Origin of the sequence: Granulosicoccus antarcticus IMCC3135, from assembly GCF_002215215.1 — a bacterium.
GTDB lineage: Bacteria > Pseudomonadota > Gammaproteobacteria > Granulosicoccales > Granulosicoccaceae > Granulosicoccus > Granulosicoccus antarcticus.
The window spans coordinates 2,973,098-2,987,849 of sequence record NZ_CP018632.1; the positions used below are offsets into that span (position 1 = coordinate 2,973,098).

Below are 14,752 nucleotides of genomic sequence, written 5' to 3' on the forward strand. Positions count from 1 at the left end.
CTCATAGGTAGTGGTATGGATAACAACTCGTATGGTGGAGCCAATGAATGGCTAGTAGCAGCCATTGGATAATCAAAGCCTGCTAGAGGAGTTGGAGGAGCTTCGTGCATCCAATAAGGAGCTTCTGGTTTGCAAGCAGCAGCTGGATGCAATAATGGACAATGCTCCCGTTGAAATCTACCTGAAAGACCGTAATGGTCGATATCTTAGAATCAACAAGGAATTCGAGCGGATATTTGGCGTCCAAGGCAAAGAACTGATCGGTTTGCTGCCCGAGGATGTGCATGATCCCAAGCTGGCAAGTTCCACCAGAAGTCACGATTTATTCGTTCTCAACTCTGGACTTGTCGAGCGCCGGGAAGAAGTTGCCATGTTGGCAGGCGACAATCAGCTACACACGTTGTTGACGATAAAATTTCCCGTATTCGATGATGACGGCGAGATCAATGGCCTGGGGGCTATTGTCACTGACATCTCCGAGCATAAGCGTTTGGAGGAAACCGTGCGACGTGCCCAGAGGATGGATGCGATTGGTCAGCTCACCGGCGGTATTGCCCACGACTTCAACAATCTCCTGGGAATCGTGATGGGTAATCTGGAGCTTCTGGAAGCCTTCGTGAATCACAGCGAAAAAGCGAGATTCCATGTTGAATCTGCATTGAAGGGTGCAACAAGAGGGGCAGAATTAACCAGAAAGCTTCTGAGCTTTTCGAGACCGACAGGCGGTATTGCCAAAACCGTTTGCCTTAATGAATTCATTCGGGAGATGGAGGCGATAGCTGTCAAGTCGCTGACTGTCTCCATCAAGCTGGACATACAACTGGCGGATGATCTCTGGACGGTAAGAATCAACCCTGGAGAAATGGAAGATACCCTTTTGAACCTGTCGCTAAATGCGCGAGATGCTGTACCTGCCGGGGGTCAGATCTTCATCAGGACGAGTAATGAAGTCATTGATGAAAGTTACGTTCGCAACAATCCGCAAGCCAGAACTGGTGAATTCGTGATGTTATCGGTCCGTGACAATGGTCATGGCATGACACCCGAGATTCTCAAGCGTGCAGTAGAGCCTTTTTTTACCATGAAGGAGGCTAACGAGGGTACGGGGCTGGGCCTGAGTATGGTGTACGGCTTTATCAAACGTTCCGGTGGACACATGAAAATCCTGTCTGCACCCGGCGAAGGTACTGATGTCAGATTGTATTTGCCACGAGTATACGAGGACGTTGCCAGTGATTTGAAAAATCAGGCGCAGACGACTATGCACGGTGGCAATGAGACGATCCTGATTGTTGATGATGAAAAGGCGTTGGTCGAAATTGCCGTGTTCCATCTCCAGAGTCTGGGTTATAAAACGTATACCGCTAACGATAGTCAACAAGCCCTCGAACACCTGCAGGCCCATGATGAAATAGATCTTTTGTTTGTGGATGTCATTATGCCGGGTGAAATGGATGGTCTTGAGCTGGCCATGAACATTCAGGCAATACGTCCGAATCTGAAGGTGTTGCTGACCAGTGGGTTTACGCGCAAACACCATGATGTAGTTGATGGTGATTCTGGTTTGAAATCGACGCTGTTGTCTGGTTTGCTGAAAAAGCCCTATGACAAGTCCGAATTGTCAGCCGCTGTACGTGGGGTCCTTGATGTGAAAGCAGGGAGGTGACAAGCCTGTGCTGCTGTGCCGTTTACAGCACTCCCCAGAAAGCGGCAACCAGTGGGTTCTGCAAGCTCTTTTTTAGTGTAAACAAACCGACGTCATAGGCCTCCAGTTCCGGTTTGACCTGCAGTATGCGAATCCTTTCAGCCATGGGGCTGTTATCGAGAACAATTTTGGGTACCACACCAACTCCCAGTCCCAGACTCACCATACTGACAATGGCCTCGTTGCCTGCCACCTGTGCATAGATACGCGGCGTCACATGCATGGCCTTGAACCAGCTGTCTGTGCGCGTGCGAAGGATGCCGCCCTCGGAGACGATCATCGGCACTCTTGACCACTCGCTGGTGTTCATCGGCGGTTTGATCGGAATATCTGAATCTATTTGCTCGGCTGGTGCAATGAACAGCAGCGGGGAGACGATGGCGGGTTTGAATATCAGAGAGCGGGAGAGGCGGCCAGGGTAGGCGGCGATACTGATGTCCTCCTCACCGGTTAGAGCACGAGGGATGGCATGTTCGGGGTCACCGGTATGCAATTTTATGTCGATACCCGGATAGTTGGGTCGAAATCGATTCAGCAAGTCGTACAAGATGCTCTGACTGGCAGTCACGGAGCAGTAGATGCTGAGCTCGCCGTGCAGTGGGTCACCTGTGTCCAGTAGCTCCCGTTGAATCCTGTTCCAGTTGGTGAGAGTTTCACGGGCATAGATTTCGAACTTCAGGCCTTTGGCACTCAGGACAACCGAGCGGTTGTCTCGTTCGAATAGCGATACGCCCAGTTCCTCTTCAAGCTGACGGATGTTTCTGGAGAGGGTGGAAAGACTGATGTTGCATGCCTCGCTGGCATGCCCGAAATGCAGCGTGCGGGTGAGGGCGAGGAACTGATTCAGGGTTCTGGGGTTCATTGCAGATATTAAAACATTGCGTTGCAAATATATCAATTTACGAAACGAGCTTGAACCGATACACTGCGCAGCAAAACTACAGCCTAAGTCTTTACGGGGACATCACAATGTCGAACTATTTCAATACTTTACCTTTACGTGAGCAGCTTGCACAGCTCGGAAAATGTCGTTTCATGCACCTGAATGAATTCACCGATGGTGTGAATGCGCTCAAGGGCAAGAAGCTGGTTGTGATCGGATGTGGCGCTCAAGGCCTGAACCAGGGCCTGAACCTGCGTGATAGCGGCCTGGACGTCTCCTATACCTTGCGTGCAGCGGCGATCGAAGAGAAGCGTCAATCATGGAAGAATGCAACCGAAAACGGTTTTACCGTCGGTACCTATGAAGAGCTGATCCCTACTGCCGATGTGGTGTTGAACCTGACACCTGACAAGCAGCACACCTCTGTGGTCAACGCCATCATGCCTCTGATGAAGCAAGGTGCCTGCCTGTCCTACTCACATGGTTTCAACATCGTTGAGGAAGGCATGAAAGTTCGTGATGACCTGACTGTCATCATGGTTGCTCCCAAGTGCCCGGGCTCCGAAGTCCGCGCAGAGTACGTTCGTGGCTTTGGTGTTCCGACACTGATTGCGGTACATGAAGACAACGACCCTAAAGGCGAAGGCCTGGAACTGGCAAAAGCCTACGCAGTTGGAACCGGTGGTCACAAGGCCGGCGTGCTGATGTCCTCGTTCATTGCAGAAGTAAAATCCGATCTGATGGGTGAGCAGACAATTCTGTGCGGCATGCTGCAGACCGGTTCAATTCTGTGCTTTGACAAGATGATTGAAGAAGGTGTTGAGGCTGGTTACGCCTCCAAGCTGATTCAGTACGGTTGGGAAACTGTGACTGAAGCCCTGAAATACGGCGGCGTCACCAACATGATGGATCGTCTGTCCAACCCTGCGAAGATCAAGGCGTTCGATCTGGCAGAAGAAATGAAAGACATCATGCGTCCTTTGTATCAGAAGCACCAGGATGACATCATGACAGGGCACTTCTCAGCCACCATGATGGCTGATTGGGCTAACGATGATGCTGAGCTGTTGGGATGGCGTGCAGAGACTGCTGAAACGGCGTTTGAAAAAACACCAGCAGGTGAAGTGGATATCAGCGAGCAGGAATATTTTGACAATGGAATCCTGATGGTTGCCATGGTCAAGGCAGGCGTCGAGCTGGCATTCGAAACCATGACATCGGCCGGTATCATTGCCGATTCTGCCTACTACGAATCACTGCACGAAACTCCGTTGATTGCCAACACGATTGCACGCAAGAAGCTGTACGAGATGAATTCCACTATCTCTGATACAGCTGAATACGGTTGCTACCTGTACAACCATGCCTGTGTTCCATTGCTGGGCGATTTCATGAAAAACATCAAGACTGATGTTATCGGTCGTGGGCTCAATCTGAATGACATGGGCGTAGACAATGCACGCCTGATCGAAGTCAACCATAGCCTGCGAACGCATCCGGTTGAAGATATCGGTGGTGAGCTGCGCGGCTATATGGCTGACATGAAGCGCATCGTATAAAACGTTACTGAATACTCCAGCATGACCGATCAATCCGCCATTCAATTAGCATCCCTGAGCGTCGACTTCGATGAGCGCTTCCGGCTCATCGATATCGACTGGCGGATCGAACCCGGTCAACACTGGATGATTACCGGTACCAACGGTTCCGGCAAGTCGGCACTTGCTGCCGCTCTTGCCGGCGCCGGCGATTTGGTGTCGGGCAGTATCGATGGGCTGCCATGCAAGGTGGCGCTGGTCTCCTATGAGGCTCAGGGTGAGCTGATCGAGGCCGAACGGCGCAAGGATGATGCGGACATCATGGATGTGATATCCGAGGGCACGCCGGTAAAGGAAATATTATTTGACGGCTGCATGGATCACGACCTGGCGGCGCAACTGATTGAGCAGTTCGGACTGACAGCATTACTGGAGCGTGCGTTTCGCAAGCTCTCTACGGGTGAGAGTCGCAAGGTTTTACTGGTGCGGGCACTAACGTGCAAGCCTGAGTTACTCATTCTGGATGAGCCGTTTGACGGGCTGGATGCTGCCACCCATCGGATGCTGGCACTGCACCTTCAATCACTTGTCGGTCAGGTGCCCATGATTCTGGTACTCAACCGCTTCGATGAGTGTCCCGAGTTCATTACCGATATTGCCTATATGGACAAAGGCCATCTGTTGCACAAGGTCCGACGCAGTGATGAGCAGGCTTATAACGAGCTGTATCAACTTCTGCACTTGAAAACCAGTGCTTTGGAGTTGCCCAAGGTGGATCCGGTTTCAAGTTTGCCACCTCTGGATCCCACTCAACCGCTGGTGCAGTTGAATGAGGTAAGCATTCGGTACGGTGATATCAGTATCTTCGAAAATCTATCCTGGACTATAGAACGTAATCAGCATTGGCAGCTGACGGGGCCGAACGGCAGCGGCAAGACCGGTCTGTTATCGCTGATAACGGGTGACCATCCGCAGTGCTATGTGAACGATATTGTGGTGTTCGGCTTCAAACGGGGAAGCGGGGAGAGTATCTGGCAGATCAAGCAGTATATCGGCTATGTTTCTACGGCATTACAGTGGGAGTATCGCGTCGGTACCAGTTTGCGACATGTGATCATCTCCGGCTTCTACGACAGTATTGGTCTGTATAGCAAGTACACAGATCGACAGCGTGAAATAGCGGATGAATGGCTGGCGGTGCTGGGGATGAGTGATCGTGCCAGTGAACCGTTCAACAAATTGTCCTATGGTGATCAGCGTCTGCTGCTGATAGCGCGCTCCATGGTCAAACATCCACCTTTGCTCATTCTTGATGAGCCCTGTCTTGGGCTGGATGACATGAACCGGCAACTGGTTCTGGCTTTGATCGAAAAGATCTGTGCAGGTTCGGAAACCTCAGTCATCTATGTCAATCACCATCCTGAGGATGCTGTGGCGGGTATCGATCAATACCTGGCCCTGGGTGCTGCCTGATCACCGAGATCGATGATCAGGGGCCGTGTTCGCGGCTAGTATCAGGCTTCCAGCAATGCTTCGCAAAGTGCTGCCAGTTGTAGTAAGGCCTGATCTGAAAAAGCCTGGGCAGTCAGCATCAAGCCGGTAGCATTGCCTTCGTGAATGACGGGTAGGGAAATGCTGCAACAATCCATGACGTTGGCAATGCTGGGATTACGCAAGACTTGCACGTTCAATCGAGCGTAAGTGTCATCGTTGTCGAATACGGACATTGAGGGCGGCAAAATGGGGACGGTTGGCATGAGTAGAACCTTGCCCATCATTTCTGCCTGATATTGACGGATCAGATCATTGCGCGCATTCAGAGTTGTGCGGTATTCGAGCGCGCTGAGTGTTTGCGCACGAGCAATGCGACTCGATACTCGCGGGTCAAACTGATCCGGGTATGATTGAAGGGCTTCATGGTATTCCGCGTAAGCCTCGACAGCTGCAATCTGCCAGACAGCCAGTGATTTCAGGCGTTCAAGGCTGGCCAGAGACTGTGTACGTACGTCATGTCCCGCATCGCGCAGACGTAATACGGCATGGGTAAAGGCTGCCGCAACTTCAGGTTCCAGATCGTCCATGCCATAGTTGTCAGGGATGATGAATACCGGATCAATCTCTCTTTCGGTGGTGGCTGAGTCGTCGCGCATAACCTGGTAGGCCTGGCTGCAGGTCTCCACGCTGGCTGCCATGGGTCCAATGCTGTCCAAAGTCTGCGACAGTGACTTGCAGCCCTGGCGAGACACAGTGGCCTGGGTGGGTTTGAACCCCACGATGCCATTGAATGCTGCAGGAATACGCAGAGAACCACCAGTATCGGTGCCGACGGCAATATCGGCGACACCTCGGGCGACTGAGATCGCGCCACCCGAGGTGGAGCCACCTGGGATGCAGCCGGCATGAATGGCATTCTCCGGCGTTCCGTTATGGGGATTCAAACCCAGACCGGAGTAGGCAAGCTCAGTCATATTGGTCGTCCCGAGCATAACCGCACCCGCTGCTCGCAAACGCTGGATGGGCAGAGCATCGGCTACGGCAGGTGCATCCTCAGCCATGAAACGGGTGCCGGCGCGGGTCACGTGGCCCTTGACATCGAACAGTTCCTTGACCGATACCAAAGCCCCATTCAAGGGGTTGTTGATGGGTGATTGTCCGGCGATCGGGTCGTGAAAGATTTCGGTAAACACATGCCTCAGAGCGGGGTCATCACTGTCGAGCCTGGCCTGCAGATCTGCGACCCGGATGGGGGCGCTATCGGGTGTCCATGGATAGGATGAAGTCATGTTTCTGTCCTTTCAAACCTTCGGGTAAGAGTGCTCGCCCTGATGAGCGACTGATAGGCTTGATTATAGGAGATTCAGCCATGATGTTGTTTACCCGGGATTTTCGGGGTCATAGCAGTGATTGATCAGACAGATACGACTTCTTTTCGCTCAATGATGAAGTCAGGGGTTTTCTGCGCTCGTGGCAGATGTTCGCCAGAGCTATAAGTACAGTTCTTTCGGGTCGCCTTGCCGGATACCAGCGCATGATCGGCACGCTTCAGTAGCGTGTACAGATCATCCTCGGGCCGTATTTCGGTAAACCCCATCGTCATGCCAAAAGAGTGTCGTCCAGAGGTGGTAGGGACCGGATCTGACACAATCTTGAGACGCAATTGTTCCAGATACAGGGTTGCATCAATATTTTTGTCCAGCACGCAGGTGAAGGCGAACTCGTCCCCACCGACCCGACCAACGATATCCTTCGGTTGCAAATTGGCTTGCAAACGCTTGACGACGGTTTTGAGAATGACATCGCCTGCGCTATGACCGAAACTGTCGTTTATGATCTTGAAGCCATCCAGGTCCAGAGCAACAACGATCTGACGTTGGTCTGCAGGCAGGTTATGCGCCTGGGCCAGTTTGGTTCTCACCCGTGTTTCGAATTCATCACGATTAAAGGCACGAGTCAGTTGATCCACAGTCGCCTGGCGGTGCAGTCGGTAGACTGGCCCGGTGACGATGACGACAAACAGCAACGCCAGAATGCCAGGCGTGGCAATAATGAGCATGGCCAGGCGCATACCTGAATCCAGAATGTTGCCACTGCTGCTCAGAGAGTGATAATCGGGTTGAGTGATCAACAGGGACCAGTTGATCGCGCCATTGAAAAGGTTGACTGAGCGCGCCATACCCAGCTGTTTCTCCTTGGCCAGGTTTACATGTTCGACGAAGGTATCCTCGCCATCCTTCTTGCCAAGCCTTTGTTCATGTGTACGAGAGTACAGTTCAAACAAAGCTGTATTGCTGGAGTCGCGAAACAGCGAGTCGATATCACTGAAACCGATAGGTCCGGGCTGATTCTGGCCTGCTGAGTGCGCAATGATTCGCCCGTTTGCATCCAACATGACTGCTGAGAGATTGCTGCCACTGCGGGTATTGTCAATGAAGGCTGTCAGGTCGTGCAGATCAACGGCGACGCTGAGAACACCCGCTTCGAGGCCATCTCGCGTGGTTACGGCAACCGAGGCCGAGACCGTTGGCTTGCCGTTGGCGTAGAAGCTGAAAGCATTGCTCCAGACCAGGTTTTTTCCGGAGTGTGCGGCGCTGTACCACTCTTGCTGTCTGGGGTCGCTCCTTTCTTCGGAATTATCCCACTGGCGAATGTCGCCCGTTTCCTCGTCGCGCTGCTCATAGATGACTTGCCGGTTCTCGCCCTGCACCAGAATCGATTTGGTGATCATCACGTTACGATTGAACTGCGACCCGGACTTTGCGCTGCTTTCGAATCTGGCAACACGTATCAGGCTGCCGTTTTCCCGACCCAGATACATACCCTTGAGCCAGTGGTTGGAGCGAAGCTGGGAGCGAAAGAAGGTGGCCAGTAACTGGTCATTGTGTGGGTCCAGCACGCCGTCAGCTATCAGCTGGCTGGCCACTGTCAGCTGACTCAACGCGGGGACAAGGAATAGCCGGGTTTTCTCCACCACTTCATCCGCGTGCATCTTCAGGGCGGCACTGGTTTCCAGCTGTTGCTGTTGCTCCAGCTGATTTCCTGACATTACACTGACCACGCCTAACGAGGTTAGCTGCAACGTTACAACGATGGTTACCAGGGTTAGTCGCAGGGAATTGGGTGTCATCTGCATCAAAAGTGAAAAATTACATCCACCCTCAAGCAAGAAAAACGCCATTTATGCTCTGCTCATCGGCAGGCAGCAGAAAAACTTTAACAATGTCGGTATTCCAGTGTCTGCCGGCCTGGAAGGGGCGTTATTGCACATTAAAAAGCCCTTCAAAAAGAAGGGCTATATGGCTATGGTTTGTCTTGCGCCACGTGACTACTTACTTCACACGGTAACGGATTCCGAGGACCGCTGATTTATTGACTTCATCATCCCCATTATCGTTGTCAGGACGTACGTCTTCATCATTGGCTGCCAGCGTCAGGCCCAGGTCCAGCTCGTTGGTCAGGTGGTAGAGGAAGGTTGAGGTCAGCTCGTTGGTGACAAATCGAGTGTCGTCTTCGTCACCTACCTGTTGAAAGCTGAGGTTCCAGGCATTCAGCCAATCGACCCGGTCAGAAATTTCGTAGGTATAGCTCAATCGATTGGTAATGATGTGTACCGTATCATCACCGAAAACTGGTTCATAGACAGCCGTTTCCAGCAGCTGGCCTGTCAGGCCATAGGGTTTGGCATACTCAAGTTCAAATCGCAGTTTAGGATCGTTATCCACGGTGCCTGAGAATTCTCTGAGCTGCATACCCACGCCTGCGCGTGCCAGCCAGCCGTGACGTCGGGCACTGATAGGCTCGTCAAACAGAACGTCGTCAAGGCGGACGGCGCCCAGCGCACTGAGTGTGTCACCGGCCAGCAGGCCTTCCTTTCTCAATACCTCTTCCATCTCGGCATACCAGACGCCTCTGTAGGTATCCTCACCTTCCTGAGCGCGGTACTGATCTTCTTTGGCAACGATGTCGGCCAGTTCTCTGGCACCCTCATCACTGATGTCTCCGGTGATCTGTCCGGTCTCCTGTAAATCTTCTTGAATACGCAGTACCTTGGCTAAAGGCGTTGCATTCCAGACACGGCCATAACCGATACCCACCGAGAATCCGGCGCTATCGTCTTCAGCACTGTCCTGGAATGCATAATCGGCTGCGCCAAACCAGAACAGCTTGTCTTGGGTTTCACTGAAATAGTTGTCTGAGCTGACCCCCAGGCTGGCCCCATAATCATCACGAGTTCGATCATCATCACTCGGGCCGCGTGAGGCATCATAGTTTGCGCCGAACCGATAGTTAAGCACTCTGTCTTTCGTGCTCTCCTGATGGTTGTAGAATCCGTTGAGCAGCGCATCATAGGAAGTCTGATCCTGATTGCCATCATTGGCATTGGCATTGAAGTCGATATAGGCTTCATCGAATTCTGTGTCAGGTTCGGTATAGTCCGTCAGCTCAAGAGCGAATACCGATGAACTTATCGTACCCAGCGCGATGGTGACTGCCACAGAGCTGATTGAGCGTGTGATGCCACTCTTGTAGTGTTGTTGAAGAGGGGCTGAATTCGAGAGGATAAGTGTCATGTCGAGTCTCTGTGTTGAAAAGATGCGACAAGATTATCTATTTCAAAACGGCTTCTCTGGAGTTTTGAAAGCAGGTAAAAACACTCTGTTATTTTTACAATTCAGGCGCTGCCACCAAACCACGTTGCGCAAGCTCTGACCTCATTGATGTCTCGCTTGCTGGAGAAAATAGACAAGGCTTCCTCATAGCGTCGAGTAATGTCTTGCGATTCCACATTTCCAGCCATGCAAGAAAGACTGCTTTTATGTAGTTTATCCAGATGCATCAGTAACAAGGTTCTGGAAGGCCCTGGTCCGGCATGCCAGGCACACTCTGCAATCAAGGCCAGCGTATGCAAGCTGGTATTTCGATCTGCAGCGACGTACTGTCGGGTGTAGTCAAACATGACGGCACACAGGCGCGATAAGTCTATGGGGGTCAGCTGTATCCGTGCCGGGCGCGAATCGTCGTTGGCGTCGCTGTGGTCAGTCGAGGTCGAGTATCCATCACTCAGGTATTCCATCAGGGCCGTGCGAAACCAGTTCATGCAACTGATTGCGGTGAATGGATCGTTGATGCCTGGTGAGAGTGCTCTGGCAATCACCTCGCTCAATTGTTCGGCCAGAAAAAGCACATTCTGGTGTTCGGTTCGCTCTTGGCCGGTGGCGAAGCATTCACGTAATGAGTCATGGGAGATGTCCTCGTCACTGCCTGTCCAGAGGCTCAACAAGCAATCGTGTGTGGTGGTGAAATCGCCTGGACGATAATGAATGCGGATTAACAGATCCTGTTCCTGGGTAAGCGAAGACAATCTGTCCAGGTCGATGGCTTGTATATAGCCGATCGTCTCGGCTTTGACCGAGTGCATGTTTCTGCCGTGAATAGCGGTCTGAAAATCTGGTTCATCAATCCGTGGAATGTGAGAACCCCTGTTGGGAAAAGGCTTGTTGATACGGTTCGTAAGGCTATGACCAATGCTGGCCGTGATGTTCTCTATGTTGATTATTTCAGTGATGTGATTAATGAAATAGATAAGGACATAGATTGATGCCAGGCTCAGCAGCAAAGCCACGCTGAGGCTCAGGTTGGGAATAAAAGCGTCGATTTGTTCGCCCGATTCGGTTGTGTAAGGGCCGTGAAGGTTGGTCAGTACCGTCAGGCAATAGACAAACGTGCCAATAAATGTGCCTAGCGTGTATTGGCTGCCCTTGTCACCCATGAAGTTGTTGATCAGCCGCGGGCCGTAGTTGGAGCTTGCAAATGAGACGGCGACCACCGTGATGGAGAATGTCACGCCAGCGACGCCCAGCACGGAGGTGGCGACGACACTGAGCAAAGTGCGGGCATCATCGGCGTTTGCGTGTATCTGCCAAGGGAGCCAGCCCGTTGCCTGGTTGGCATCAAGCCACCCGAGGCCCAGCCCCAGCCCCATGGCACCCAGCACCATGCACATGGGCACGAACCAGTAGCTGGATGCTATGTCATTGATTAATTTGATCAATTTTGCATGCACAGTAATAAGGGTTCTCAGTGGTTTTTGATGGGCAAAAGGGTTGGAACAGACTAAATGTTACAAGGCAGCTACCGTACAGCCATAAGCGCTATATGGTCTGTTCACCGGATTGAATAATACCTTCTACGTTGAATAGAGCCTGTAAGTAATGATTGCCGAGAATGATGGTCAAACGATGTTGTGTGACAGGTTCTGTCGATGTTTTTCTGATGTACCATTTTTTATGAGACCTCTTGTGGATATTCTGATTGTCGAAGACGATGAGCAAACTCACGGAGCCTTGATGCGCCTGGTGACTCGAATGGGGCATAAGCCGCGAGGCGCGCGCTGTGCGCGTGATGCTCGAGATGCGCTCCTGTATCAGGCACCGCAGGTGCTCATAACTGATTGGGACTTGGGAGAGGATCAAAGCGGCGTTGATATTGCCGATCTTGCCCTGGAGCTCAGGGGCAGTTGCAAGGTTGTTTTCTGGTCTGGTAACGATATGCCACAACTCAAGCGTGACAGTCGGCATCTGGATGTCACTGCCTATATCAGCAAACCTAGCTCATTGGCAAACCTGAGAAGTGAACTATCGCAGGTACTGCCAGTGGCCTGACGCTAGGGTCGCTGGATTGATGGCAATTAATCTGGCCCAAATGCAGGTAAAGTCTCAGGTATCAAGTAGGGCGGTGACCGAGCGGCGAACATCGGAAGGGGCGAGGCCGTAGCGCCGATTGAAGGAACGGCTGAAATGTGCAGAGCTGATAAAGCCGCAGGCATCACTGATTTCCCCAACAGACAAGTCACCGTGCGATAGAAGCTCATGGGCTCTCTGCAGGCGAAGCGTCAGATAGTGGCGTGCCGGACTGGTGTTCAGGTGACGCTGAAACAATCGCTCCATTGCCCGTATGGAAAGATTGATATGTTGCGCCAGATGACGCTTGCTGACAGGCTCTTCCAGGCTGCTGCGCATCAGTACCAGAGCGCTGTGCAGATTCTGCGGCAGCCAGTCCTGGCCCGGCGGGTAGGCCGTGGTCCGGGCCAGGCGCGAAGGCGAGGTATCGGCCTTGAGAATCTGTCGTATTTCCTGCACGGTTTCAGCAGAATCGTAGCGTCGTATCAGCAGTAGCATGAGTTCGAATGCGCTGTTGGGGCCAGCAGCCGACAAACGATTTCGATCAACGACTACGGTGTCAGGTCGTATCTGCAGGTTCGGGTGAAGACGTGCAGCATGCGCATGGTTGTCCGGATGTAGAGAGCAGGAATAACCATCCATCAAACCTGCCAGGGCAATTTGTAGAATGCCGTTCCAGATGCCTCCCAACAGGCATCCTCTGTGCTCACTCTGGCACAGCCATTCGTTCAACAAGGGGTTGGCAACCAGGTCGCAGCGATAACCACCGCAGACAATGATGACGTCGATATCCACATCGTTGTCAGGTTGGGAGCTGGTGTTGTCGCAGATGGTCTCATCCACGGGGATGGCAATCCCCAGGTCGCTGACCACGTGCTTGTCCTGAATAGATGTTGTCCGGAAAGTAAAGTGCTTTTGCCGGTTGACCAGATTTGCGGTGGTCAGTGCATCGGCGGCGGCTGTGAATGCCAGCAATGAAAAATGCGTTTGCAAGACAAACGTCACGTTGACGGTTTGTTGATGCTCGCAAAGTTCATTTTCATTATCCATAGCGGCAGAATACCTGCACTTTTGTCGCAAAATGCTATTAGTGGCGCAAAGAGACAATAAATGTACGTGATTGGTCAGGTCCAGAGCCGTCGAGAAGTTCACAATACAGGCTAACTCTCTTCCACATGCAGCAGTCAGACATGAATCGTTTCTCTGGGTTTGGCCTCATCAAGCAGGCGTTTCAGCATCAGGAGCACTGGCAGCGCATGTGGCGCAATCCCAAGCCGAAAAAGCACTACGATGTCATTATCATCGGCGGTGGTGGGCATGGTCTGGCAACTGCCTATTATCTGGCCAAGCTGCATGACAAGATCAATGTGGCGGTGATCGAAAAAGGCTGGATTGGGGGCGGTAATACGGGTCGTAATACGACTATTGTGAGATCCAATTATTTGTGGGACGAAGCTGCCAACCTCTATGAGCATGCCATGCAACTCTGGGAAGGCTTGTCACAGGACCTTAATTACAACGTGATGTTCTCCCAGCGTGGCGTCATGAACCTGGGTCACAACCAGCAAGACATGCGCGATATTCAACGCCGCGTCACTGCCAATCGATTGAACGGCATCGACGGAGAAGTGCTGGATGCACAACAGTGTGCCGAGATCGTGCCGATCATGGACTGTTCAGGAAACACCCGATATCCGATAATGGGAGCCTCGTGGCAGCCCAGAGCCGGTGTCGCCAGACACGATGCTGTTGCCTGGGGCTTCGCCAGAGGTGCTGATAGCTACGGTGTGGATATCATCCAGCAGACCGAAGTGACCGACATCATCATTGAAGATGGTGCGGCCGTGGGTGTTCAGACAAAGCAGCATGGGATCATCGGGGCCAACCGCATCGGTTGCGTGACCGCTGGTAACTCTGGGGTATTGGCAGGGTACGCAGGCTTTGAGCTCCCGATAGAGTCTCACCCTTTGCAGGCCTATGTGTCCGAACCCATCAAACCTATCCTCGATACGGTTGTCATGTCCAATGCGGTGCATGGGTATATGTCACAGTCGGACAAGGGTGATCTGGTCATCGGGGCAGGTATTGACGGATATGTCGGCTATGGTCAACGCGGTTCCTATTCGGTTATAGAACACACCATGCAGGCCATCATAGAATTGTTTCCCGTGGTCTCGCGTGTGCACATGAATAGACAGTGGGGTGGAATCGTCGATACAACTCCGGATGCCTGCCCCATTATCTCCAAAACTCCGGTCGAGAATCTGTTCTTCAACTGCGGTTGGGGCACTGGCGGGTTCAAGGCGACGCCGGGTTCAGGCCATGTCTTTGCCGACATGCTGGCAACCGGCGAGCCCAATACGCTGAGCAATGCGTTTAATTACTGGAGATTCCAGACAGGCGCGCTGATCGACGAGCACGGTGCTGCAGGCGTTGCGCACTGATCCCC

11 protein-coding genes are annotated in these 14,752 nt (G+C 52.4%); 5 read left to right on the forward strand and 6 right to left on the reverse strand.

The features are described from left to right. Window positions 1-64: 64 nt before the first annotated feature. Window positions 65-1,666 (forward strand): hybrid sensor histidine kinase/response regulator, encoded by a 1,602-nt coding sequence (locus tag IMCC3135_RS12890; RefSeq protein ID WP_088917992.1) that lies wholly within the window; start codon window positions 65-67, stop codon window positions 1,664-1,666. A 22-nt stretch (window positions 1,667-1,688) separates the two neighbouring features. Here IMCC3135_RS12890 and ilvY read toward each other — a convergent pair whose 3' ends face one another. Continuing rightward, window positions 1,689-2,567 carry an HTH-type transcriptional activator IlvY gene (ilvY, locus tag IMCC3135_RS12895; RefSeq protein ID WP_088917993.1) on the reverse strand — a complete coding sequence of 293 codons (879 nt, stop codon included), beginning with the start codon at window positions 2,565-2,567 and terminating at the stop codon, window positions 1,689-1,691. A 107-nt stretch (window positions 2,568-2,674) separates the two neighbouring features. Between ilvY and ilvC the strand changes: the two genes are divergently transcribed. Both ilvC and modF read left to right on the forward strand, forming a co-directional pair. Further along, window positions 2,675-4,147 (forward strand): ketol-acid reductoisomerase, encoded by a 1,473-nt coding sequence (gene ilvC / locus IMCC3135_RS12900; RefSeq protein WP_088917994.1) that lies wholly within the window; start codon window positions 2,675-2,677, stop codon window positions 4,145-4,147. Between the two features lie 21 nt (window positions 4,148-4,168). Then, a complete protein-coding gene (gene modF, locus IMCC3135_RS12905; protein ID WP_088917995.1) occupies window positions 4,169-5,599 on the forward strand; it encodes a molybdate ABC transporter ATP-binding protein ModF in 1,431 nt (476 codons plus the stop codon). Between the two features lie 41 nt (window positions 5,600-5,640). Here the strand turns inward: modF and IMCC3135_RS12910 are convergent, their stop codons facing one another. From IMCC3135_RS12910 to IMCC3135_RS12925, 4 genes are all read right to left on the reverse strand, one after another. Then, the gene (locus tag IMCC3135_RS12910; protein ID WP_088917996.1) at window positions 5,641-6,909 is read right to left on the reverse strand and encodes an amidase family protein; all 1,269 of its coding nucleotides are present in this window, start codon (window positions 6,907-6,909) and stop codon (window positions 5,641-5,643) included. 125 nt (window positions 6,910-7,034) lie between these two features. Further along, complete coding sequence (locus tag IMCC3135_RS34980; RefSeq protein WP_088917997.1) at window positions 7,035-8,801, reverse strand: diguanylate cyclase; 1,767 nt, start codon at window positions 8,799-8,801, stop codon at window positions 7,035-7,037. Window positions 8,802-8,952: 151 nt separating this feature from the next. Continuing rightward, entirely contained in the window at window positions 8,953-10,194 is a 1,242-nt protein-coding gene (locus tag IMCC3135_RS12920) for a hypothetical protein (protein ID WP_088917998.1), read from the reverse strand. Between the two features lie 101 nt (window positions 10,195-10,295). Continuing rightward, window positions 10,296-11,675 carry a DUF2254 domain-containing protein gene (locus IMCC3135_RS12925; protein WP_157735952.1) on the reverse strand — a complete coding sequence of 460 codons (1,380 nt, stop codon included), beginning with the start codon at window positions 11,673-11,675 and terminating at the stop codon, window positions 10,296-10,298. Between the two features lie 247 nt (window positions 11,676-11,922). Here IMCC3135_RS12925 and IMCC3135_RS12930 point away from each other — a divergent pair, with 247 nt between their 5' ends. Then, window positions 11,923-12,285 carry a response regulator gene (locus IMCC3135_RS12930; RefSeq protein ID WP_157735953.1) on the forward strand — a complete coding sequence of 121 codons (363 nt, stop codon included), beginning with the start codon at window positions 11,923-11,925 and terminating at the stop codon, window positions 12,283-12,285. Window positions 12,286-12,339: 54 nt separating this feature from the next. On the opposite strand, the gene IMCC3135_RS12935 is transcribed toward IMCC3135_RS12930, so the two are convergent. Further along, entirely contained in the window at window positions 12,340-13,353 is a 1,014-nt protein-coding gene (locus tag IMCC3135_RS12935) for a GlxA family transcriptional regulator (RefSeq protein WP_088918001.1), read from the reverse strand. 140 nt (window positions 13,354-13,493) lie between these two features. Between IMCC3135_RS12935 and IMCC3135_RS12940 the strand changes: the two genes are divergently transcribed. Then, the gene (locus IMCC3135_RS12940) at window positions 13,494-14,747 is read left to right on the forward strand and encodes a sarcosine oxidase subunit beta family protein (protein WP_088921825.1); all 1,254 of its coding nucleotides are present in this window, start codon (window positions 13,494-13,496) and stop codon (window positions 14,745-14,747) included. The last annotated feature ends 5 nt before the right edge of the window (window positions 14,748-14,752 follow it).

What these genes read in the sequence shown, in the direction of transcription:
- ilvY (WP_088917993.1), bottom strand. Translation starts at nt 2,567, where the DNA reads ATGAACCCCAGAACCCTGAATCAGTTCCTCGCCCTCACCCGCACGCTG.
- IMCC3135_RS12940 (WP_088921825.1), top strand. Translation starts at nt 13,494, where the DNA reads ATGAATCGTTTCTCTGGGTTTGGCCTCATCAAGCAGGCGTTTCAGCAT.
- IMCC3135_RS12910 (WP_088917996.1), bottom strand. Translation starts at nt 6,909, where the DNA reads ATGACTTCATCCTATCCATGGACACCCGATAGCGCCCCCATCCGGGTC.
- IMCC3135_RS12920 (WP_088917998.1), bottom strand. Translation starts at nt 10,194, where the DNA reads ATGACACTTATCCTCTCGAATTCAGCCCCTCTTCAACAACACTACAAG.
- IMCC3135_RS12935 (WP_088918001.1), bottom strand. Translation starts at nt 13,353, where the DNA reads ATGGATAATGAAAATGAACTTTGCGAGCATCAACAAACCGTCAACGTG.
- IMCC3135_RS34980 (WP_088917997.1), bottom strand. Translation starts at nt 8,801, where the DNA reads ATGGCGTTTTTCTTGCTTGAGGGTGGATGTAATTTTTCACTTTTGATG.
- ilvC (WP_088917994.1), top strand. Translation starts at nt 2,675, where the DNA reads ATGTCGAACTATTTCAATACTTTACCTTTACGTGAGCAGCTTGCACAG.
- modF (WP_088917995.1), top strand. Translation starts at nt 4,169, where the DNA reads ATGACCGATCAATCCGCCATTCAATTAGCATCCCTGAGCGTCGACTTC.